This window comes from Kosakonia sp. AG348, from assembly GCF_003337365.1.
Classification (GTDB): Bacteria; Pseudomonadota; Gammaproteobacteria; order Enterobacterales; family Enterobacteriaceae; genus Kosakonia.
This window is the reverse complement of record NZ_QPJR01000009.1, coordinates 42024-65594: the sequence shown is the minus strand read 5'-3', so window position 1 is coordinate 65594 and position 23571 is coordinate 42024. Positions and strand designations below refer to the sequence as shown.

Genomic DNA, 23571 nt, shown 5'->3' with positions numbered 1-23571 from the left:
AAAAAAGATACGGTAGAATACTCCTCCGCAGTCATTGCCAAACACGCTGCCATCTATTTTTTTCGCTAATAAGATAAAACCATCAGAATATATCCATTAAAATAATAAATGGATATTTTTATGGTGTTTTATATCTCCTGTTTTTTTGAATTACAGTAATTCCCATTCCTGACGTTTACCTTTTTTATATCTCCTCTTTGCATTTTAATTTTCCAGCTTGCGTGCTGAGAAAAATATGCAGACCTTTCCCTTGTTTCCTGTTTTTGTTGATTTTCTGCTTACCTTCCGTGCTTAACGCACTGAAAAAAAGGCAAAAAAAATGCCACCCAAGGTGGCAATCGAAATAGTGGTTTTACATCACATATGACAACTAATGTACTGTTTAATTGCCACAGTAATATAGTTTAGTCACCAGGTTTCCCGACATATGGCAACTAAAGATCACGCCTTTCATCGAGAGGGGATTTAAGCAAAGCACCAATCAGAATGAACCGGTAAAACGTCCTGTTGCATTGCTTGAATGTATTTTCTCTATTTTTGATGCGTTCGTAAATAACCTTTTTTCTACCGATTGATATATCCGGGGGTAAAAAAACAGAACAAAAAAACCTTATTAAAAAAGCGCCAATTATTTACTCTGGTCATCCCCCGATCAGGCAGCATTTTTAACCGGAAAAAAAGGATCAAAATCAGCGCTTTTGTTTTTTAATGCGATTGACCTCACACTCATCGTCGGAATTAATGAAACATTTAGAAACATTTTTGTTAGGGGATGCCCTGGGAGCGGCATTCTGCGCGGGTTTATCGCTAAGACTAGTACGAAGATAACCAACGCTGATGGTCAAATAAACCGCACAGAGGATTGTGCTATGGATATAGGCCGTAAAACAGAACGCAAGCGCGCATCGGGAAATTGCAGCCGTCCGGACAGGCGCTGAAGGCCAAATGAATACCATAACGCCACACAGGGTAAACCACCGAAACTAAACGGCAGCTAACCGCGCAGAAGAAAGATGCTGGCTTTGGCGCCCGAACGCCACGCAGAGGAAAACACCGGAACTGGAAATCAGCTAACAGCACAGAAGAAAGGTGCTGATTTTCGCGCCCGAACGTCACGCAGAGGAAAACACCGGGACTGGAAGACAGCTTACAGCACAGAAGAAAGATGCTGGTTTTGGCGCCCGAACGCCGCGCAGAAGCAAACACCGGAACCGAATGCCAGCTAGCAGCACAGAAGAAAGGTGCTGATTTTCGCGCCCGAACGCCACGCAGAGGAAAACACCGGAACTGGAAGTCAGCTAACAGCGCAGAAGAAAGGCGCTGATTATCGCGCCCGAACGTCACGCAGAAGAAAACACCGGAACTAAACGCCAGCTAACGGTACAGAAGAAAGGCGCTGATTTTCGCGCCCGAACGTCACGCAGAGGAAAACACCGGGACTGGAAGTCAGCTTACAGCGCAGAAGAAAGATGCTGGTTTTAGCACCCGAATGCCGCGCAGAAGTAAACACCGGAACCGAATGCCAGCTAGCAGCACAGAAGAAAGGTACTGACTTTGGCACACGAATGCCACGCAGAGGAAAACGCCGGAACTGAACGCCAGCTAACAGCACAGAAGAGAAGATCCGGGTTAAGAAAAGAGTTGGCTTAGCCATCGACCACCTGCCCGACAGCACGCCGAAGAAACCAATGGAATGAAATACCAGCCCGCAGCCCGCAAGAAAGGTCAATCACCGCGTCGGTAGGCTATGCCGAACGGATACAGGAGATGATGCGCAGAAAATCCGCGCAAAGAGAGTTCAGGTACTATGCGTCAGGGGCAACGCGTGAGGCACGGGCAGGACATACACACCAGGCACGGGCAGGAGATACACACCAGGCGCGGAAGCAGAGAATCACTTCCGAACCTGGCGCGGGAAACAACACGGGCGCGTAAGTCGCCATGACATGGTGTTAATGCTGAATGCTGCACAGAGAAGACGTCGCGTTACACGGAAATGCGGTAAACATTACCCGAAGCATCATTGCTGCGGCTTCCGCTTTCGCCATAAAGCTGCGTGGTGGTGGCCGTCTGGCTGACAATCTTTTTGAAGTCGTTCATCTTCTTCATATGCATGTTCAGCAACTGATAGCTCTTTTGGTTGAGCTCAGCCGATTTTCGCACTACCACGGTAACGACGCGCTGGGGTAATCATGAAACCGATTAAACGTCTGTACCTGTCCGGTGATGAGGTGCATGCCGCCGATGTGAACATGGTGCTGGAACTGAATACCTGCGGGCGCGGCTTCATCACCGCCGAAACGGAACAGGACTACACCGGCAGGGTGGTGCGCCTCGATATCGGGTACGGTGATGCGCTTTTCCGCTGGTTTACCGGCTATGTTGAGCGCTCCCAGCCTGCGGAAAAAGGTTTTGTGCGCCTTTTTGTGCGTGAGCTGGCCGGGGTGTTTGAAAAGCCGTGGCCATGCTCGTTTCAGCATCCCACCTTGCGCGAAATCGCTGCCTGGCTGACGGAGAACAGCGGGCTGACCGTGGCCGTGCCGCAGGCCGGTTACAGTGACAAACCAATCCCGCACTTCACCCATTCCGGCACCGGCTTCCAGTTGCTGAACAACCTCGGCAAAGCCTTTTCCGTGGCGGATTATCTCTGGTATCCGCTGCCGGATGGCTCGCTGTATGTCGGCGGGGCGGAAAAGTCACTGTTTGCCGGGCGTCCGGTCGATATCCCGCACGAATTCAGCCAGGCCGCTGCGGGCGGCAACAGCATGACGCTGCCGATGATTCAGACCCTGCGCCCCGGTGTGGAAATGAACGGCGAACGGGTGACAAAGGTTAACCTGACAAACGACACGATGGTGATCACCTGGACGCCCCGCAACCGGGCAACCGGCGCGCCACTGCAAAAAACACCGGCACAGCGACAGATGGAGAATCACTTTCCGGAGCTGGCAAGCGGTATGCACCTGCCGAAATTCGCCAGGGTGATGGCGGCAAGCGAACCGGCCAGCAGTGGCAATTTTGCCGATCCGTTCCGGCCTCGTTATGCCGTTGACGTGCAGCTGCTTGACGCAGACGGCAACCCGGACAATAACACGCCGGTTTATTCCGCCGTGCCGCTGCCGGTGCCGATGGCCGGTAACGATTCGGGGATGTTCCAGTTTCCGCCCGAAGGGACGCTGGTCGAAGTGGGATTTACCGGCGGCAGACCGGATAAGCCTTTTGTCCGCCAGACCGTGCCGGACGGGACAAGCCTGCCGGACGTGAAACCCGGCGAACAGCTGCAACAGCAGCGCGCCGAAGTGTCGCAGCGGGTAACCCAGGGCGGCGACTGGGAGCGCCAGACCGATCAGGCTATCCGTGAAACATCGATGTCGCGCAGCGTGAAGGCCGACAACGAAACCCGCGAAATGGTGACGCGGGAAACCACGATCAAGGCGACGGATAAAACCACGGTACTGGGGACGGCCACACTGATGGCCGGGCATATCCAGAACGTGACCAGCGGCGATTTTGCGATGGCCACCGGCGGAAAATATCTGGCCAGCGTGAAGGGCGATGCTGAAACGGATATCACCGGCCAGCAGTCCACCAAAGTGGCGGGGAATATCCGTGTTGAGACACTGGCCGCGCTGACGGAAAAGATTGCCGCACACCGGCAGTCCATCGCAGCCAGCCAGCAGATCATCGGCGGGACTGTGCATATCGGCAATGACAGTATTAACACCCTGTCCATGATGCTGGACACCATTGATTTACTGGCCGAACTGGCACAGCAGTGCGCCGGGCATACGCACCCTGACACCAGCGCACCGACCAATGCGAGCGCCTTTGCGCAGACGGCCACCAGGGCAGGGCAGACCCGCAGTAAGTACCAAGGCATCATTGCCTGATCCCATCCCACAGCCCGCACCCTGCGGGCTTTTTTGTACCCGCAAACCAGACGCGCTGTAACGCGCTGTGAGCGTTCCGTCTCTCACCCCATCACCACGCAAGCCATCAAAAGGATCGCGCCCGCCTCGCTTCGCTGGCGCAGCCACGCACAGACAAAATAAACGTGTCGCAGACAAAAACGGCACTACACCGCACCCGCCTGCGGGTTTTGGATCGGGGAAATTTTTCAGTTTTATTTTTCTACAAACCACACCGCCAGGGCGTGCCAGTGCTGGTGAGCCGCGGGTAAATCCGAACTGAAAAGATTGAAAAGAATTTCAGTGTTTTTCAGTTTTCAGGATCTGCAAAGGATCTCGCTGAAAATTCATATTCATGTTTTAAAAGGGTTTTTGTGATTTTACATCACCGGAAAGGATCGCGAGACGTGAGGAATGGTGATGTGGTATGAGAGCAAATGGCCAGAAGTGGCAGGGCTTACGGATGAGTTAACAAATTTGGTGACACTGAAATTATGTGTACCGATATACAGTGTTTGTCAATGTCAGGGGCTGACAAAATGAAGTGGGTTTACATTAATGGAGCAGTTTTTATCTTCTTGGTCAGAGGGGAAAGGCTACAAAAAAGATGCGTTGCCCAGCAATGGGGAGCCAGATCAGCGATACGTTTTGTGGTCATGCTGTGAGGGATGGGACGTGCGTTATCATGAGGCGTAAGGCGGATCTTTTGAATGGCTACCAATTGCTGACACGAACTTCCCTGATGAGCTGGCTGCATGGCAGGCGGCTTATGCACATTGGCAGGAAATAACCAAGAACAAATTTAATCGCTGCCGGAACGTTGAAGATTATGATGAAGTGTTTAAGCAAATTCCACTTATAGGCAATTAATAAAAAAGGCAAAAAAATTGTTATTTTCAAGTTATTGGTCTAATTTAAAAGAAGGGCGTAAAAGACACGCCCTTAAAACCATTTATATTGCGGCAATGGCGTTATTTATTTTATCTTTAATGTCTGATATGTAGAATTCCCATTTATCACTATATTTGCTGATGTATGTCAAAATTTTATATTCAATATTTTCTAGTTTTGATCTTCGGGCTAACTCCGAATAATAATCATGGTAATCACTAAGGGCACCAATACTTCTCGAGTGCTTTCTAAGATTTTCGAACATGGTTTTATCAGTTTCAGGTACTTTTTTTTCATCTATACCTTCAAACCACAATCGGTGGTTCTTTTCAGGAGAACCCTTTACATCGGTAATGTCAAGGTTAAATTGAAATATTCTAGATAGAACTTCTTCTTTTTCTACTCTCTTATCTGTTCCTGATAGCACCCTATTTACCATCGCGACTTTTTCATCTCTAGTAATATAATAATCGCCATCTAATATCGCTAAGCTGGTGTCAATTCTTTTACCCGTCAATTTTAAACCGGATAAAATTACTGCTGAGTTTTCAGCCGAACCAAAAAGTGATATGTCAACCTGTTCATTTATACCTTCACTTTCGACCAATATTTCCAATGCTGTTTTTGCTAGGCTATCCTCTACGAACACGTTGACCATATCAGGTTCTACATTTGATATCTGTCTTAGGGCATCAGCAGAGACTCCTGGATAAGCTTCTATACCATTACCTATATTCCAGATGCTGATGATATTTATTTGATTTTTAAATTTTATTACTGATTCTCTATGTGTAGTGAAAACAACCTCGAAGCACATAGCTTTACTTTCTGTCATTAAAAAATTTATAAGCTCATGGAATGCCCTTTCATGAAGTAAAACATCTATTTCATCAACAATAAGGAGCCCATTAGGTTTTAAATCCCCACTATAAACATGTTTTACTATTTCAAAAACTCTTTTTTCTCCAGCTCCCATCGTATGCTCTGTATATTCGACGCCATTTTTAACCATTCCTATGAATTTTTTGTTTCCCTTTGTTGTTTGGCATTCAAAAAGATCGGTGTAATTTGCGTCGAGAATTTTATTTAACGCTGACGTCATTCTATTTTTTTGTTCTTTATCGAAAATATCTAATCTATCGTATTTTGAGTATCTTGATGCTCCTGAGTTATCAGCTAGGGTTGCAAGGTTTTGCAGCCCTATATATATAGATTCTCTTTCCAATCTTCGTGCGTAAACAGGTGTCCACCTCTTATCTTTACCATAGACAATATTTTTTTCTTCTTCGTTTTTTATTTCATTAAAAATAATCTTGTCACCCTGATTTGTTATCTCGCCTGTTCTGAAATCTACGGAAAATTTACTATCTTGCCAGTTATTTTCGTTGTGAGGAGTGAAAAAATCTGAAAATCTATTGTTTTCTTTTGAAGATATTTCTTTTGGTTTAAAAACACAAGATAAGGCATGTAAGATTGTTGATTTGCCAGAGCCATTGATTCCCATTATCGCAGTGACTGGTTTATCTGAAGGGAAAGAGATAGGGCAGTTATTTATACCTTTGAGGTTTTCAATGTTAATTCTTTTTATTCTATAAGCCAGCTTCTTGGGCTTATCGATCTTATCATCTTTAGCCATGTTAGGGTCCGTTCTTATTGCTTATGTGTGATGATAGTTTTCATCTTCTTACAAACAAAAACAAGCCTTGCAGGAAAAAGTTACTTTTGAGAGGGAAAGGATGCTGCGGTAGACGTTGATAGATTTCCTTTCCTTTTCTTACGAAGGTTGCTGCGATGACTGCAAATTAGCGAAGCGAGTGGACGTAAAATGGACTTAGCCAAAAAAAAGGGGCTACGTTTTCACGTAACCCCTTGTTTTATTTGGTGGGCTGGCGGAGTCTGAATAAATCTCTTAACCATTTAAATATAAATGCTTTTTACGAATTCAACTTTCAGTTGTGTACCTAAACGTGTACCAATTATGAAATGTCATAGCGATCTCGCCTGTCTAAAGCTGCCGATTGTTCTTACTCTTGATCTTTTTTCTGTATCAACAACACCGGGAAAAAGTTTTTTTGTTTTTTACTGTTCATACTGTTCACTAAGTGGTTTTTTAATTTATTTTCATAATGTTAGCGTGTGAATGCTCGGTGAATAGTGAACACTTCACTGTTCACCTCTACAGGCTTATAGATGCAAACGTTATAATCTGCTGTGAGCGAACAGCGGAAGTTCGTAATTTATCCCACAGCTGATAACGCGCGTTAATAAACGGGAAGCAGGTCAATTGGGAGCAATAAAAAAGGCCGCCTAAGCGACCTATTTATTTTACATAAGCTTTATTTTTACTTTATACCCCTCAAGACCGGACATGGTCTCACTCGGTATAAACTCGATCTCGGAAACTTCTTTGCCTGTTTTTTTCCGTAGCTCAGCGATTTTTTTAGTAATAAGAGCAGAAATTTCTTGCTCAGCTTTACGCTCCAGTTCTTCAGGTTTCATATATGTACTCCTTTTTCATACCCAACCTTTTATAAATCATAGGTTATCTTCCATGAGGGCGCACAGGAATCATCCCTCACGCCACCGGTAAATCGGGAGTGGGTTGCAATGCCCAAACCGCCGATGCCGGTCGCCTCGTTCGCAGGACATCTGGTGTCGGGCCGCAGCCGACACTTGCCATATTTTTCCTGGCATTATCACAGACACACAGTGAATGCCTGATGTAATGCCGTAATAGTCTTTCCTCTGCCCCGTTAATAAAACTTTTTTGAATTTATTCTTCCGCTTACGCTTGTTGTAAATGGTTTGTAGACCACACTTGGAGAGGCTCCTGAAGGATGCGCACCCCGACCCAGGGAATGACTTATGGATGAGTCCATACCTTCAGCGGGAGCTGAGGGAACTGAAAATAAGAACCGATGCTGTACCTCAATATTGCCTTCGCTTAGAAGGCATTTTTTTACTTTCAGAAATTAACAAACTCAAGCTATTTCAAAAGTTTGTTTGCAGCTTCGACGATTTCATGTGATGTAACCTCTCTGTCTGAGGCTACACAAAACTCAGTATGATCGCCAGTAAGCGAATGAACTCCCGCATACATAATCTTAAGGTTAGTTTCCTCACCATTCGGGTATTCACGGAGTATTGTGGTAGTGCCATCTACAACCCTGACAACCACCACTGGCTGCCGATTGAAGAACACCAGAACATTTTTCATAGGCATCCCTAATGTTGAGAAAAGGCCACAATAAGTGGCCTTTGATAAGTATCAGCTTGAAGTCAGAATAGTGATTCGCAGGAGCCACCCGGGCGATTCATGTTTTCTGATCGACCAATAACCGCTGCCTTTCTTGTGTAGGCAAGGCGGCGGTGAATTGAGTCTACAGAGTTTTAATGTTTTCACATGGTAAAGGGCAAGATGATGGTAGTTATGCTGCAACTTTTGATTTCCATCTGCGATTAAACTGTTTCGGCAGTTTTAACCACTGCAAGTCGTGTGACCTGCTCCCCATAAATTAACATATCTCAATGTTATCAATGTCTGCTGTTGGCACTGAGCGGTCTTATAACATTTGAGGGTAAAAAGGTATTTCTGGGAAAACTGTTCACTCCGACTCTGACCGGTGTGCAGGTAAAAAAAGACCGGCAATTGCCGGTCTGAGGTAGGTTATTTTACTGCGGGCTCATCGCACTTCGGCAGCCAGTCGCCGTTGCTTTCTTCTTTCAGCGTCAGGTTAGTCTGCATACCCTGATTTGTCCGGCGTTTGTCATAGTTCAGGCCGAACTCTTTCAGCATGGTTGGCAGTCCCTTGCCGAACGAGGTCAGGCTGAGGGTGTTTTTGTAGCCGTGCGCCTCCATATACACCAGATAGGCGTGATACAGGTACAGGCGAGGCTGACGCGGAATAATGTTGGCATTACCCATATACATCCCGTCAGCGTCAGGCAATGCCTCCAGATAACCACAAAAATCAAACGTAGGGTCAGCATCGCGCTTGATGCTCAGCGCCTCGTCAGAGTTCTGCTGTGACTGGAGCAGCGTGCGGGCGGTCATCGGGTCGCTGAACCGCTGCATAAGCTGGCGCACAATGACGGCCAGCTCGCGGGCGATTTTGTCCTTAAGATGCGGGTCGCGCTCCTCCGGGGCAATCTGTTCCGGGAAGTGCAGGATAACCCGGCGACGGGATACGCCGCCGCTGCGGTCAGTGAAGCGCATCGGGTTGTTGTTCACCGCCAGAATCACCGCCGGGATATGCGTGGAATAGGCGTCGCGGTATTTCGGGTCAACTGACACCGCATCGCCGCCGGTGATGGCCTTGAGCCCGGCACCGTCACCGCTCCATTTCTCCTGGTCAGGCAGACGAATCAGCGAGAAGCCTATCAGGGCAGCACGCTCGCGCGGGGATTCCAGCGTCTCGATGGTCGCGGAGGTGGCGTTGTCCTCGCCTGCGAGCAGGGTCGCAATTTCGGCCAGAATGCTTTTCCCGCTTCCCCCTGGTCCCGTCACTTCAAGAAAGAGCTGCCAGTCATAGCGGTTCGCCAGCACCATAAACAGCGCGGCGAGTATCACATCGCGTTTGTCGGCACGGCCACCGGCGGCGCGGTCGAGCCACTGCCAGAAATGCGGGGCATGGGTTACCAGTGTTTCGCCCGCCACCGGCGGGGTGAAATCCACCTCGCACAGGGTGCACAGCCAGTGGGATTTGTGGTGTGGGCTGAACGTGCCGCTGACGGTATCGAGCACACCGTTGCGAAAGCCAATCAGACGCCGTGCCGGAGCGCCCTGTTGCGGCACAATGAGTTTCAGTGTCTCCACCACCGACGCAATTTTCCCTGACGAGAACGGCGCGCGCAGGCGCTGAAAGAGTGCGGCCACATCGCGGGAGAAGTCAGCCGGGGACATCACTTTCCAGGCTCCGGCTTCATACCGGGATAGAAGCTGGCCGTTAGCATCCACCGCCAGCGCCTCGCCGTAATGCTCATGTACCCGCATCGCCTTCTCACTGGTGCTCATGGCTGTGAATTCCGCCTCGCTCATGGTGTCGAAAGGGCTCGCGACCGGTGGCTTAATGGCATCGTAAATCGCCCTGCGCGTGGCGTCCTTACCATTCAGGGTAAACGCATCATTCCAGTCACCGAACACCGGCGGCAGCGCGACAATTCCCTCGCAGGCTTTTGCGGCCGCAGCGGCTTTTGTCTGGCCGTCGCCGTTCAGGTCACGGTCAGCGGCAAGGACAATCTGACAGCCCGGATGCCGGTTGCGGGCAAGGCTCGCCAGAGAAAGGAGGTTCACGGACGACAGCGCCACCATCACGGTTTCACCGGTCAGGTGATGCACGGTCAGCGCCGTGGCGTACCCTTCCGCTATCCACAGGCGTTTCCCCGCCTGTTTTTCACCGTTGATAAGGTGACAGGCTCCCTTCACCTGACCGCCTTTCAGGGTGCGCTTGTCGCCGTCAGCGTTAATGAGCTGGAGGTTCACAAGCGCGCCGGTGTCGTCATACAGCGGTACAACCACATCCCCGGCGCGGTATGTCACGCCGCCGGTTTTGTGAGTGGTTGTCAGCGTCAGGCATTCCAGAGCAGGAAAGCCCTTGCGGGTCAGGTAGGCGTTACCGGTGGCTGAACGGCTTTTCGCCAGCAGACTGGCCGCCAGCGCGGCGGCCTCCCTGCGCCCGGCTTCAGTTTCGGCCGTATCAGCAGCAATCACCGCCGGGGCAACCGGCGTCAGGCTGCCGGTCACGGCATTCACCCGGTCGGCGGCTTCGCTGACCGTCACGCCCAGCGCCTTTTCAACCAGGCTCAGACCGTCGCCCGCGCCACACTGGTTGCAGAACCACGTTCCGCGCCCCTCTTTATCGTCAAAACGAAAGCGGTCAGCGCCGCCGCACACCGGGCAGGGCTGATGCCGGTTTTTTATCACTTTCACGCCCAGCGCCGGGAGAATACGCGGCCAGTGGCCGCACGCCTGTCTGACGGTTTCCGTTACGTTCATTTTCATTATTTTTCCTCAGTGCACGACCGGCGCGGTGATATGGCGGGCGCATAACTCTTCCATCACGGCGAGGCCGAGAAAGGAGAGCGATGGCGCGCTTTTAAGCGGTGCGGCATTCATTAAATCTTCCAGTAGCGCACAGGCAATCTGGCGGCCTTTATCCTCGCCGTGCTGGCGCAGATAAAACCCTTCGAGCTCGGCGGCGATGGCGGATTCCAGTGCATCAAGTGTCAGGTGCGGGTAACGGTGCTGACGCTGGCACAGGGTCAGCCAGGCACAGGCCACGGCGCGGCGGTAAAGTGCGGCACGCAGGGCGGGCGGTAACGGCTGTTTCATACCTTTTCCTCCCCGTCGAGCCAGCGCCGGTTGCAGCGCTCGATCACGGCATCGAGTTGATCCGTCATCAGGTAAATCAGGGAAATGAGTTGCAGACGCTCAGCCGGATCGCGGCGGAGGGTCACATTGTCCTGTTCCGCTGCCAGCTCGCTGACCAGATGGCCGATATTGCGCAGGTGCTCCAGATATCTGAGATCGTCAAGGGTGAGGATGGATTGGTTCATGCGCGCACCTCCGCAACCGGCAGGCGACCGGCAAACGAGAGGACATAATCGCGAACGAGGGAACGGCGGGCGGTGCGTTCATCAGCGGCAACTGTGCGCAGCATACAGACACGCGGTTTATGTACGGAACGACGAACGGCAGCGAAAATAAAGATAAATTGCGGGTGAGACAGGGTGAGGGTCGTAGCCATAAGGGCAACCTCCTTGAAGTAGCGGTTATCGCTACCACCGGAGTTCTCACGCTCTGGTGGTAGCCCAGACGGGGGTGAGAAACCGGCCTTCAAGGGAACCGGCCAGCCCGAAGGCTGCCCCGCCTGAGCCACCATTACGCAGATACAGCAACGGTTTAAGAACCGGTGCGTAAACAACAGGTGCACAGAGGCATAGACACAAAAAAAGACGCATGGCGCGTCCGGTGTCGCCTTGAAGAAACTCGGGTTCTCACGCCCGGCTGCCGATTTTGCGACAGCGGGGAAACTATACCTGGAAACGCTGACAGGAAGCAAGCCAGAAAAAGGGGCGTTTTGCTGACCGGGCAACATCATGCATCACAGCCACGGTTACGCGCCGCGATGCGATCGCTCATCCATGCAGTGATTTCACTGTGCGCCCACGCCACGTTTTTTCCGCCGAGAGAGATTTGTTTCGGGAAAGCCTCCCGGCTGATGAGGTCGTAAATGGTTGAGCGGGACAGACCGCATAAATGCATCACTTCCGGCAGGCGTAAAAAGCGTTCCTGAATAACGTCAGAAACCGGCATTAACGGCGCGGCAGGGGCAGAAGACGGGGAAGAAAAAGCGGTGTGCATCGGGCTACCTCATAATGTCCATACAGTGCCGGTCGTGTCTTTCCGGCTTCGGGTAGCGCTCTATTTTGTGAATAAAAACGGAGAATGCAACAGGGGAAAAACGGGCTAACGCCAGTTAATTGCCGCTCGAAAAATGAGCATGTGATGAATATAGGGCAATATAGATGAATAGTGGGCAGGAGGTTAAAAATGATACAGGTAAATATTATTCTGCCTATTGATTCCCTGTTATTAACAGGAAGAAAAAAGTAAAAAAATAACAGCGGCAAATGCGTGACATAGAAGTGCGGTGAACAGTAGTGAACAGTCGGTGAACACTTAATTTCTCAACTGTTCACCATTTAACTTACTGTATTACTTATTCTTTTATTTTTCAGTGAACAGAGTGAAGAGTTAACTACAGAAAAACAAACAGAAAGAGGGGTTTCCGGAGACCTCTTTCTGGCGAGCCATTTTTTTCAGCGGGTTTCTGTGCCATCCCGGCCACAACTGCAATCAGTCGTATCGTTGTGCAGGGCGCGGCAGAATACGCTCAGGTTGACAACACAGAGAGCCCCGCCATGAAAACTGAACTGATTACCGCCGTGATGAAAACCCTCGGCAGCACCCAGGACGCGAAAACCCGCACCGCTATCGACAGCGCCCTCGACGCCATGAATAAAAAGGCCAGTGAAGAGAGTGCGGTCGCTGTAAATCGTGCCGTTGAGACGTTCAACCAGGCAAAAGCTGCCCACACCGGCAACATGATGAAGCTGAACGACATCGGCGCGGCCATCACCCGCAGCGAAAAGGAACGTGAGAACGCCCTGACAGAAAGTGCCGAAGCGGAACAGAGCTGGCGCGAGCGTTTCCGCACCCTGCGCGGCGAAATGACGCCGGAGCTGAAAGCCGAACATGGCAGACGCATTGCCGGTCGTGAGCTGGCGGAGGAGTTCACCGCCCTGATTGCGGAGCTGGAAACCGATAAATCCCGCGCCATGCTGGCCGCCTGCGCCTCCGGTGAAAAGTATGTGGAGGAACACCGGACAGCGTTTGGCCTGTACGCTCAGAGCGAATGGGCTGATGCCATGAAGACCATCAGCCCGGCGCTGGTCAGGGCATTCGTGCTGCGTCTGCGCGCGCTGGAAATGCAGCAGACGGAACGCCCGCTCAATACCCTGATTCAGGAGCTCGGCGGCCATGTTTCCGTTCAGGCCGGGTTTTACACCTTCGATATGGACGGGGAGCCGGTACTTTCACAGCTTGGCCTGTACCGCCCGCCGCTGACCGGCGTGGATATGGCGTTGTATAAAAGCCCGGTGAAGCGAACACTGCTCGCCACACGACTGGCTGAAATGAGAAAGCAGGCGGAGGGCTGAGCCATGTTTCACTGTCCGTTCTGCAAACAGCCCGCACACGCGCGCACCAGCCGCTATCTGACGGAAAACCTCAAACAGCGCTATCACCAGTGCATCAGTATTGAATGCTCGGCCACGTTCCGCACCACCGAGACGCTCGACAGCGTGATACGCAGACCGGCCATGCCGGAAAATGAGAGCTTGCAGGCAGATATTCAGCAGCAATAATTCCCCGAAAATATCCCGATTTATGTGCGCCGGTACGCGTTACCGGCTGCGCCCTCTGTACCCCGAAAAAAAGCAAAAAATCCCGTTATTTTTTCGAAAAATACACTGCATGCATCAGTTGCATTTAATTGCATTTATTTCTCTGCACTTTTGAACCTCGCCCACGCCAGTACTGGCACGGCCTGAGTCCGGTCATGCATCTGCATTTAAACCGCCCTGCAAAGCGGGCAGGCGAGGCGGGGAAAGCACTGCGCGCCATGTAGTGATACTTAATTAAATATTGATTAAGGCTGGTTAAATGATCATCTATGGACTTGTGTCATTTTGATTCAAAATAAGACCAATCTGAAATAGTATTGAATGGCTCACCTATGGATAGTGTAGAAAAGCTCAAATTGATTGACTGGAAAGAGTTAATCGTTAATAAACATACTTGGATTGAATCAAGATTGGTAAATCACCCCTCAGATACTGACGCCAAGATTGTATCTAGGATCTTTACCATCCCTTTCAGCGGTGTTATTCAAGAGCATCAGCCTTTAGTTGACTCGATGGCCGATGCAATTGAACATTACGTATTTGATAAAGAGGCTTTAAGTAAAATGAAGGCCGAGGGGGTCACTCCCTTTAGAAAGGCTGCTCAGTTCTTCGGCGACACAAACCCAGTTAAGGATGGCAAATACGGTGAATTGCTTCTCTATATCCTGTCAGAAGCTATACTAAATACACCAATGGTTTCACATAAAATCACTAGCTTAAGTAACTTAAATGATCAAGTTAAAGGTGGTGATGGTGTTTTTTTTGGCGTATATAGAAATAATTTATCAATATTAATTGGTGAGTCAAAGATTTATAAGAGTTTTAGCGGCGCATTGGACAGCGCATTCGATTCGCTTGATCGATTCACTAGAAGCTATACCAATGGTGCTCTAGGGCATGAACTTTTCATGGCTAGAACTAATGTTTCAAATAATTTTGACTTTGAGACTATGGAATTAATATATAGAGCTTTTACTCCCGGAGATGAAATTTATTCTGAGTGTGTTAAAACTCATCCGGTCTTACTTGTTTTTGAAGATAATGAAATAAAGAAAATTGAAGAGAAGGCAGTTAATAAGTCCGAAGCGGAAAATCTTTTTAATGTATGGCTTACCACAAAAAAAAAGGCAATCAAAGCTGCGATTGATGAGAGATTAGCGAAATATCCAAACGTGAAACCATGTTTCTTGGACTTCTTTTTAATACCAATGACAGATGTGGGGGAGTTTAAAAAATCGTTGTATAGGGCTATCCATGGAATAGACTATAAAGAAAATTAAAATCTTTTAGGAGCGGATATGAGTGAGAGCACTGCGACCACAGCGATTAATCATAAAGACTTTACAACGGTTTTTAATTCCTTAATTGAACATCTCTTCTTGAGGAACCGAGGAGAAGGACAAAAAATAGATCTTTCTGATGAAGCAATTAGGAGGGCTACTTGGCTTGCTTCATTAGGTTCGTCAGGCAATGAAAATGATAAGAATATAGCAAGTGCTTTTGGTACTCTACTTTATTTGTATGATATGAACAATGAATTATATATAAAAGCCTGTTATGTCTTGCAATCTAGAGCAGGTAATATAGTTTCAGCGAAGCATCTGGCAGGTCTCTTTGATGAAGAAAATTTTTTAAAGCATTTTAGCGTCTCACTAGATTTTGAACTGGTAAATCAAAAATATTTACTTGAAAAGAAAATTCCAGGTGAAAATCCAATTTATTTTACGCATTTTCAAAGGGATTTATGGGATAAACTAGAGAATGGTGAAAACGTTGCCGTATCTGCACCCACTTCTGCAGGTAAGTCATTTGTAATCAAAAAATATATTTATGAGCATGTACTAAAAAGTAATCATGGCTATTTTGTTTATGTTGTTCCCTCCAAGGCACTCATAAATCAAGTTGGCAACGAGATGTCACGAGAATTAAAAGATATTGCTATTGTGATGACAACTTACAAGCCCTTGGAAGAAGATAAACTAAAGGTTGTATATGTATTAACGCCTGAAAGATGCATGAGGTTATTGGATGAAAAAAATAACAAGGAGCCTGAGATAGTTTTCTTTGATGAAATACAAAACATTGAGGACAACAGTAGAGGTAATGTTTTTGAGAATATTATTTATAGAATGACTAGTCTGTGGAGGTCAACGCAATTTATCATGGCTGGGCCATATATAAATAATTTACATGAATCACTTGGTAAAGTTGTTGATATTAATTTGGTCGAACAAAAAACTTCAGCAACACCTGTTTTACAGTTAAAAGTAATTCTAACAGTTCATAAACAAAAGAAAAGCGTTAGTTATAAACTAATTAGTCCTGTTGGAGAAACAGTATTAGGTGAATACAACATTGGTAAGGCTCTATATAGCAAGCTCGCCTCTTCAAAAGGGACAGCTCTAAGATATATAACTTCAATTTTGGACTCTAAAGAGCAAAATATAATATATGCTCCTAAAAAGAATTTGGCAGAAGGATGGGCATTAGCTATATCAAAAACAGATGATGAAGAACTTGAGGATAATGAGTCTGATTTTATATATGACGAAAGAATAGAGGATTTATGTTCCTTTTTAGAGAGGGAAATTCATCCTCTCTATTCCCTTGTAAGAAGTTTAAAAAAAGGTGTTGCTTTTCATCATGGTGGTTTATTAGATGTGGCCAGGCTTGAAGTAGAGGATCTTTTTTCGGATGGGGTAATAAAAAACTTAGTATGTACTTCTACCTTATTACAAGGGGTTAACCTTCCTGCAGATAGAATGATCGTAATCTCACCTAAAATTGGAGATTATGAGTTATCTCACTTTGATTTCCTAAATTTAATTGGTCGAGCCGGTAGGATTAATACATCGTTATATGGGGAGATTTTTTGCATACAACTAGTTGATGAAGAATGGGCTGAGGGAAAAATTGATTCAAATGAAATAAAAGAAATACAATCTGCAGTTCTAAAAAAACTGAATGAGCATGGCGAATCTGTTGTTAGTTATATTGATATATATAGTAATGATATAATAGATAATCAAGGTGATTATAAGGCTATCAATTTAGCGTCATATTTGAGAAGCCAATTTTTAGTTGATAGATTGCATTATGAAAAAATAATAGAAAACTCAAATCTGACAACGAACCAAATTAGAGTAATGACTAACAGGCTTGAGGCTTTAGAGGATGATTTAAAGATCCCAAAAGATATTCTTTATAAAAATCCATTTATTGATCCTTTATTGATTGATCAACTATATTTTTTGGTTGAGACTGAAGGTGTTAATAACTGGCTTATGGACAGGTATCCGGGAACCAAATCTGGTTCGTCGGATTTTAATGTAGACTTCAAAGATATGAATTACTATAACCAATATAAAAGCATAATTGTGCGCATGAATGATATTTTTAATATTGAAACGGAAATCAACTTTAAAGAAGATGGCATAACCAGGAAGACAAAGCATTATGTTTCAATTTTCAAATTAATTAATGACTCTCACAAATGGATGCAGGGAAGGAATTATAGATATTTTATTGATAATATGGTTAAGATTAAATTAAATAGTAGGAATATAACTGTTGACTATAAAAAAATTGATGGTATTACTAATTTTGTAACTACACACATTAATACTAATCTTACATTTATTTTAGTTAAGTATCTTTCACTATGGTCGGATGTTATAAGTTCTTTTATGTCCGAGAATGAACGTACTGAAAAAGCTTTTTTTCTAAATCTTTCATCAATGTTAGAAATGGGGAGCTATGATCCCCAAGTTCTGGAAGTGATGGCTTATGGAATAAATAGAAGCACTGCAATTGAATTATTGAGAAACGAAAGAATAAGAGATGGCCAAACAACAGAGCAGTTTTTATCACAGTACAATTTAGAAAAACTTTCACCATTACACCGGAAGTACTTGCAAAGGGCAGGTTTTGGTTCTTCAAGAACAAAAAATAATTAGCTATCTCTTTTTTTGATGACTTTTTCGATATGATTTCCCCACCAGGCAAGTAATTCTTGCCTTTGTGGGAGATAAGTGGAGCGATTATAAGCTCTACGTATCTCATTCTTATCAATATGCGCTAAAGCAGCTTCAATTACATCTGAATTAAACTCAGCTTCGTTCATGCATGTGCTGGCTATAGAACGCAAGCCATGTGCAACAAGTCTTCCACCATAACCAATTCTCTTTAGAGCAGCATTAGCAGTTTGGCTATTCATTGGTTGCTTTGGGTCATTCCTGCTAGGGAAAACATGCTCGCGATGTGCGCTGATAGGTTTCATCACCTCTAGAATCTCTAATGCCTGAGGCGATAAAGGAACAATGTGCTCGCGCTTAGCCTTCATCCGCTCTGCTGGAATTGTCCAGAGCTTTGCATCAAGATCTATCTCAGCCCATCGAGCACCAGAAGCCTCAGAGGGGCGAACAAGTGTTAAGAGTTGCCATTCAATCAGGCAACGAGTCGGAACGGATAAATTAGACATAACCAGAGAGCGCATTAGCTTTGGCAGTTCTTCTGGTCGCAATGTCGGCATGTTCTGCTTTTTGGGTTTTTCAAAGGCCATACCGACACCTGATGCCGGATTAGCATCAATCAGACCGGTATTAACTGCATAAATCATTATCTCATTAATGCGCTGTACCAAGCGGCGAACCGTCTCTAGCGCACCACGCGCTTTGATTGGCTCCAGGGCTTCAACAATTGTTCTGGCTTTAATCTCTTGAACAGGTATAGCTCCGATAGCTGGGAAAACGTCTTTGTCCAAAGAGCGCCAAATGTCTTTCGCATAGTCTTCTGTGACGCTCTTGCTTTTAATCTGGAACCAGTTAGCGGCCACAGTTGAGAAAATGCTGTCCAGCTCAATCTGGCGTTGTTCTGATGCTTGCTCTTGCTGCTGCTGTGGATCTGTGCCTTGCGCGAGTGTAGTCAAATGCTGGTCGCGCATCTGGCGAGCTGCTGCGAGCGTAAGGGCAGGGTATGAACCGAGACTTAGATTAGTTCGGCTGCTGCTTCCCGGTCGTTGATAACGGAAGCGCCACAGTTTTTTCCCAGAGGTTTTGACGAGCAGGAATAGGCCATCACCATCATGAAGCGTGAAGTCTTTTTCGCGGGGCTTAGCTTTGAGGATTTCGTTGTTAGTGAGGGGGCGTGTAATGCGCGCCATGTCTGGATCCCTTCCATAATTGGTACACGTTTAATGGACCACAGTATACCGTGTACCTAAACGTGTACCAATTTTCTCTGGATTTAGCCGGATGACCTCGGACGATTACAGATACAAAAAAGCCCGCAGGGCTTGTGCCGTGCGGGCTTTCAGGATTTCACCGGACGTATCCGGATCATGAAGTGGTGGAGCTGGCGGGAGTTGAACCCGCGTCCGAAATTCCTACATCCTCGGTACTACATGCTTAGTCCAGTCTTTAATTTCGCTTGCCGGCTGCGGACGGACACGCCACTAACAAACTAGCCTGATTAGTTTTAACGCTTCAACCCCAGGCAGGGCATCCACGCGATCTCTTTTGGGTTTGACCTCTCTTGATCCCCGTCCTAAGAGCGGAGGCTAGGGAGAGAGGGCTCTAAGCAGGTTATTAAGCTGCTAAAGCGTAGTTTTCGTCGTTTGCGACTATTTTTTTGCGGCTTTTTACGAGGCCAACCGCCCCTCGGCATGCACCTTGGGTTTCGCGAATCCCGTCGAATCCAGAATCAGCCCCAAAAGTGTGACGCTGAGTATAACAGATTTATGACGTGCCATTCCAGTCCATATCACAATGACTTTTGTCGAGGGAAATGCGGTTAGTAAGTGTCCACGCGCAACAGCAACTGCTGCATACGATCATGCCGTATTTATTATTGCTGTATGCGAGACAAAGCGTTCACACCAGATGGCTAACCTAGTTGAGCGTATAGGATTGACTCGATCGCGTGTTTTTTAAGCGCTCCAGAGGTGTGGTTTACGCGCGTACAAGAAGCGCTGAACTGACCAACCGTACAGGAAAATCTTTCCTGGTCTGCCGGAGATAATTGCCAATCTGGAGATCAAAGCGGTGCTGGATTATCTATCAAAACATTGAGCAAACTGAATGAGGCGCTGAGTGAGGATTGAGAAATGTTCGATGCCCTCTCCCGGCGTGAGAGGGCGATGCGGACGCGATTAACGCCCGGCGTTTTTCATAATGCGGGCTTTATCCAGCTGCCATTCGCGCTCTTTCAAATCGGTGCGCTTGTCGTGCTGTTTCTTACCTTTCGCCACGCCGATTTTCACTTTGCACCAGGCATTTTTCCAGTACAACGACAGCGCCACCACGGTGTAACCTTCGCGGTTGATACGTCCATACAGTGAATCGAGTTCGCGCTGATTAAGCAGCAGCTTACGTGTTCGAGTCGGATCGCAAACATAGTGGCTGGAGGCTACGGTCAGTGGCGTAAAGTTTGCGCCAAACAGAAAGGCTTCGCCGTCTTTCAGAATAACGTAGCTGTCACCGATGTTTGCTTTACCGGCGCGTAAGGATTTTACTTCCCAGCCTTGCAGTGCCAGCCCGGCCTCAAATTCCTCTTCGATAAAGTATTCATGGCGGGCGCGCTTATTCAGCGCAATGGTGGCTGAACCTGGTTTGTATGCTTTTTTCTTCGTCATAGTGTCGTGAAGCCATCCGGTAATCTGATATCTGAAACTGACCTCATTGCGTCCTGTGAGGTTTAGCCGGTTATCTTAGCATGAGTTCGGGCATTGCGTTTTCCTTTCATCCTGGGGAAATGGTATTATTTGACGATTGTGTGAACGCGGAAAACGATATGCCTCAGATTAGCCGTACTGCGCTGGTGCCTTACAGCGCGGAACAAATGTACAAGTTAGTGAATGATGTAAAATCCTACCCGCAGTTTTTGCCTGGCTGTACTGGCAGCCGGGTGCTGGAATCCGGGCCGACGCAAATGACCGCGGCGGTGGATGTTTCCAAAGCCGGGATCAGCAAAACGTTTACCACGCGTAATACGCTGGACACTAATCAAAGCATTTTGATGCATCTGGTCGATGGCCCATTCAAGTCGTTGATCGGCGGGTGGAAATTCACGCCGCTAAGTGCTGATGCCTGCCGGGTAGAATTTCAACTTGATTTTGAATTTACCAATAAGCTGATTGAGCTGGCGTTTGGCCGCATCTTTAAAGAACTGGCGGCAAACATGGTGCAGGCGTTTACCCACCGGGCAAAAGAGGTTTACCGTGCCGGGTAATATCGCGGTTGAAGTGGCTTACGCTCTGCCGGAAAAACAGTACCTTCAACGAGTTACGCTTGAAGAGGGCGCAACCGTTGAGCAGGCGATACGCGCTTCAGGTTTGCTCGAGCTGCGTGATGATATTGACCTGAAGGTGAATAAAGTGGGGATTTATAGCCGCCCGGTGAAATTGCACGATGCCGTGCACGACGGCGATCGCGTAGAGATTTACCGCCCGCTGATTGCCGATCCGAAAGAGCTGCGCCGCCAGCGCGCTGAGAAGTCAGCTAAGAAAGCGTAAGCTGATAGCGTGGGTTTTGTTACCGGCGCAGGTAAGTAAGGATCCGAACACGACGGGAAAAGAGCCGACATAAATGGCTCATACAAACTCAAACAAAAAAGGTGCTCATTGAGCACCTTTTTACATTTCTGCAACCTTAGCCTTTGGTCAGCGCAGGTTTGTTATCCATATTGGTCAATACGCCATTGCTGCTGAAAGTCAGCGTCAGGGTTTGCTGAGAAACATCTTCATGACCCGGCTGCTGGCGGAACACGTAGAACCAGGTGTTACTGCCAAACGGGTCGGTCATCATCGGCGTACCCAGTGCATAAGCAACCTGCTGTTGCGTCATACCTACGCGGATTTTAGAAACATCATTTGGCGTCAGGTAGTTCCCCTGATTGATATCAGGACGGTAAACCACGCGTTCTACGGTAGAGCAACCTGCGGTCAACATCAGAAGAACCGCTGCGGCAGCAGTCAGCATTTTACAGCGCATAGTGATTTGATTCCTTTTCGGCCCGAACAATACGTGGCTCATATGTAATATGCCGATGATAATAGACCTTTCGCCAGTTTAAAACCTTTGCCGGCGGGTCTGTTGTCGATTTTGTCGAGAACTCTGACCGTCATATTACAAAAAAGTTTACGCTGCCAGCAGCTCTTTGGCGTTCGCCAGCGCGTTGCGGGTCACTTCACTACCGCCAAGCAGGCGCGCCAGCTCCTGCAAACGGGCACGTTTATCCAGCGGCTGCATATGCGTTTCGGTCATTGCGCCATCCGTTTCTTTGCTGACAAAGAAGTGATGATGGCCGCAACCGGCAACCTGCGGCAGGTGCGTTACGCACATTACCTGCGTGGATTCACCCAACTGGCGCAACAGCTTACCTACAACAACGGCTGTCGGGCCGCTGATGCCAACGTCGACTTCATCGAAGATCAGCGCCGGGGTTTCCATTTTCCGTGCGGTGATCACCTGGATAGCCAGCGCAATGCGCGACAGTTCACCACCGGAGGCGACTTTGGCGATTGATTGCAGCGGCTGGCCGGGGTTGGTTGTCACACGAAATTCGATGCGATCGGCACCTTCAGCTGTCAGCGAATGGGCATCAAACGCCACATCAATGGTAAAGACGCCGTGCGGCATGGAGAGCGCATGCATGCTTTCAGTAATTAATTCGCCGAGTTCCTGCGCATATTTCACGCGCTGCTCATGCAACTGCTGGGCGGTCGCCAGCGCAAGCTGGTGATGGTGTGTGACAGCCAGCGCCAGGGTTTCCTGGGAATCAGCCTGATCGTCGAGCAGTTGCTGTTCATCAAGCAATGACTGGTGAAACTGAGGTAGCTCTTCCGGGCTGATGTGATGTTTGCGCGCCAGCGAAATCTGTCGTGAGATACGCTGTTCCAGTTCGTACAGACGGTTTGGATCGAGATCTAAGCGGTCGCAGTAGTGGCGCAGCTCATCGCTGGCTTCGCTAATCTGAATAGCAGCTTCTTCGAGCATATCCAGCACGCCGGAAAGACGTGCGTCCATACCTGCCAGTTCGCCAAGCAGTTGGCGGGCGGTATAGAGCTGGCTTTGCAGATTGGCCTCTTCACCGTCTGCCAGCACGTTCAGTGCATGCTGGCTGGTAGACAGTAGCTGACCACTATTGGCGAGGCGTTTGTACTCTTCATCAATCTGCTCGAACTCGCCTGGCTGCGGGTTAAATTCATTCAGCTCTTTCAATTGGTAGTGCAAAAGCTCTGCGCGGGCGGCGCGCTCCTGGCTTTGCTGTTGATGCTGGGCCAGCTCGCGGCAGCTTTGATGCCAGGCACGGTAGTGTTCGGTCATTTGCTGAGTTAGCGCATACTCACCGGCGTAGCCATCGAGCAGGTTTTTCTGCTGCTCAGGCTTAATAAGAAGCTGATGCGCGTGCTGACCATGGATCTGAATGAGTAACTGGCCCAGCTCGCGCAACTGGGAAAGCGGTACCGCCGTGCCGTTGATAAAACCACGGGAGCGCCCGTCGCTGCTGATCACTCGGCGAAGTAAACACTCACGCCCATCTTCTAACTGGTTCTCTTCGAGCCAGCGTTGGGCGGCGGGAGTATCTTTTAGTGCGAAGCGGGCGCACAGGTCGGCGCGCGGCGCGCCTGCGCGTACCATGTCGGCTTCCGCACGACCGCCCAGGCATAGCCCGAGTGCATCAATGGCAATCGATTTACCCGCCCCGGTTTCGCCGGTAATAGCTGTCATCCCGCTGTGAAAATCAATCTCGAGCTCACGAACGATAGCAAAATTACTGATGGTCAGTTGTGCCAACATGGTTGCTT

19 protein-coding genes and 1 other RNA gene are annotated in these 23571 nt (G+C 48.2%); 7 read left to right on the top strand and 13 right to left on the bottom strand.

All coding sequences use genetic code 11. From position 1 onward, the window contains the following. Positions 1–1986: 1986 nt before the first annotated feature. A complete protein-coding gene (locus tag DFO56_RS25090) occupies positions 1987–2109 on the bottom strand; it encodes a hypothetical protein (protein ID WP_255419536.1) in 123 nt (40 codons plus the stop codon). An 83-nt stretch (positions 2110–2192) separates the two neighbouring features. On the opposite strand from DFO56_RS25090, the gene DFO56_RS19430 reads away from it, so the two are divergent. Continuing rightward, positions 2193–3890, top strand: a complete 1698-nt coding sequence (locus tag DFO56_RS19430; RefSeq protein WP_147271692.1) for a hypothetical protein — start codon at positions 2193–2195, stop codon at positions 3888–3890. Between the two features lie 970 nt (positions 3891–4860). On the opposite strand, the gene DFO56_RS19420 is transcribed toward DFO56_RS19430, so the two are convergent. From DFO56_RS19420 to DFO56_RS19385, 7 genes are all read right to left on the bottom strand, one after another. After that, positions 4861–6435: an ATP/GTP-binding protein gene (locus DFO56_RS19420; RefSeq protein ID WP_045510839.1), complete on the bottom strand. Its 1575-nt coding sequence runs from the start codon at positions 6433–6435 to the stop codon at positions 4861–4863. A 689-nt stretch (positions 6436–7124) separates the two neighbouring features. Beyond that, a complete protein-coding gene (locus DFO56_RS19415) occupies positions 7125–7298 on the bottom strand; it encodes a GnsA/GnsB family addiction module toxin (protein ID WP_041852351.1) in 174 nt (57 codons plus the stop codon). A 1168-nt stretch (positions 7299–8466) separates the two neighbouring features. Beyond that, positions 8467–10800 (bottom strand): primase-helicase zinc-binding domain-containing protein, encoded by a 2334-nt coding sequence (locus DFO56_RS19405; RefSeq protein WP_045513747.1) that lies wholly within the window; start codon positions 10798–10800, stop codon positions 8467–8469. A gap of 9 nt (positions 10801–10809) precedes the next feature. Beyond that, entirely contained in the window at positions 10810–11130 is a 321-nt protein-coding gene (locus tag DFO56_RS19400) for a DUF5375 domain-containing protein (protein WP_017459903.1), read from the bottom strand. Continuing rightward, entirely contained in the window at positions 11127–11354 is a 228-nt protein-coding gene (locus DFO56_RS19395) for a hypothetical protein (protein ID WP_017459904.1), read from the bottom strand. The genes DFO56_RS19400 and DFO56_RS19395 overlap by 4 nt, the downstream gene beginning before the upstream one ends. Continuing rightward, entirely contained in the window at positions 11351–11899 is a 549-nt protein-coding gene (locus tag DFO56_RS19390) for a host cell division inhibitor Icd-like protein (protein ID WP_071957261.1), read from the bottom strand. The genes DFO56_RS19395 and DFO56_RS19390 overlap by 4 nt, the downstream gene beginning before the upstream one ends. Continuing rightward, positions 11896–12162, bottom strand: coding sequence for an AlpA family transcriptional regulator (locus tag DFO56_RS19385; protein ID WP_017459906.1), 267 nt, complete (start codon positions 12160–12162; stop codon positions 11896–11898). Before DFO56_RS19385 ends, DFO56_RS19390 begins: the two co-directional genes overlap by 4 nt. Before the next feature lie 560 nt (positions 12163–12722). On the opposite strand from DFO56_RS19385, the gene DFO56_RS19375 reads away from it, so the two are divergent. The 4 genes from DFO56_RS19375 (at position 12723) to DFO56_RS19360 (ending at position 17722) form a co-directional block, all read left to right on the top strand. Further along, complete coding sequence (locus DFO56_RS19375) at positions 12723–13520, top strand: hypothetical protein (RefSeq protein ID WP_017459907.1); 798 nt, start codon at positions 12723–12725, stop codon at positions 13518–13520. Between the two features lie 3 nt (positions 13521–13523). Beyond that, the gene (locus DFO56_RS19370) at positions 13524–13727 is read left to right on the top strand and encodes an ogr/Delta-like zinc finger family protein (RefSeq protein ID WP_017459908.1); all 204 of its coding nucleotides are present in this window, start codon (positions 13524–13526) and stop codon (positions 13725–13727) included. Positions 13728–14098: 371 nt separating this feature from the next. Then, a complete protein-coding gene (locus tag DFO56_RS19365; protein WP_017459909.1) occupies positions 14099–15046 on the top strand; it encodes a DUF1837 domain-containing protein in 948 nt (315 codons plus the stop codon). 18 nt (positions 15047–15064) lie between these two features. Continuing rightward, the gene (locus DFO56_RS19360; RefSeq protein WP_017459910.1) at positions 15065–17722 is read left to right on the top strand and encodes a DEAD/DEAH box helicase; all 2658 of its coding nucleotides are present in this window, start codon (positions 15065–15067) and stop codon (positions 17720–17722) included. Here the strand turns inward: DFO56_RS19360 and DFO56_RS19355 are convergent. From DFO56_RS19355 to smpB, 3 genes are all read right to left on the bottom strand, one after another. Next, on the bottom strand, positions 17719–18927 hold the full coding sequence (locus DFO56_RS19355) for an integrase domain-containing protein (RefSeq protein WP_017459911.1): 1209 nt from the start codon (positions 18925–18927) through the stop codon (positions 17719–17721). The genes DFO56_RS19360 and DFO56_RS19355 overlap by 4 nt on opposite strands. 183 nt (positions 18928–19110) lie before the next feature. Continuing rightward, positions 19111–19474, bottom strand: a transfer-messenger RNA (tmRNA) gene (gene ssrA / locus DFO56_RS19350). A gap of 440 nt (positions 19475–19914) precedes the next feature. Then, positions 19915–20397: an SsrA-binding protein SmpB gene (smpB, locus tag DFO56_RS19345; RefSeq protein ID WP_017459912.1), complete on the bottom strand. Its 483-nt coding sequence runs from the start codon at positions 20395–20397 to the stop codon at positions 19915–19917. Between the two features lie 158 nt (positions 20398–20555). Between smpB and DFO56_RS19340 the strand changes: the two genes are divergently transcribed. Both DFO56_RS19340 and DFO56_RS19335 read left to right on the top strand, forming a co-directional pair. Continuing rightward, positions 20556–20993: a type II toxin-antitoxin system RatA family toxin gene (locus DFO56_RS19340; RefSeq protein WP_197539470.1), complete on the top strand. Its 438-nt coding sequence runs from the start codon at positions 20556–20558 to the stop codon at positions 20991–20993. Next, positions 20983–21276 carry an RnfH family protein gene (locus tag DFO56_RS19335; protein WP_045513749.1) on the top strand — a complete coding sequence of 98 codons (294 nt, stop codon included), beginning with the start codon at positions 20983–20985 and terminating at the stop codon, positions 21274–21276. The genes DFO56_RS19340 and DFO56_RS19335 overlap by 11 nt, the downstream gene beginning before the upstream one ends. Before the next feature lie 136 nt (positions 21277–21412). Here DFO56_RS19335 and bamE read toward each other — a convergent pair whose 3' ends face one another. Both bamE and recN read right to left on the bottom strand, forming a co-directional pair. Beyond that, the gene (gene bamE / locus DFO56_RS19330) at positions 21413–21754 is read right to left on the bottom strand and encodes an outer membrane protein assembly factor BamE (RefSeq protein WP_017459915.1); all 342 of its coding nucleotides are present in this window, start codon (positions 21752–21754) and stop codon (positions 21413–21415) included. Positions 21755–21901: 147 nt separating this feature from the next. Further along, positions 21902–23563, bottom strand: a complete 1662-nt coding sequence (gene recN / locus DFO56_RS19325) for a DNA repair protein RecN (RefSeq protein WP_045513751.1) — start codon at positions 23561–23563, stop codon at positions 21902–21904. Positions 23564–23571: the final 8 nt, after the last annotated feature.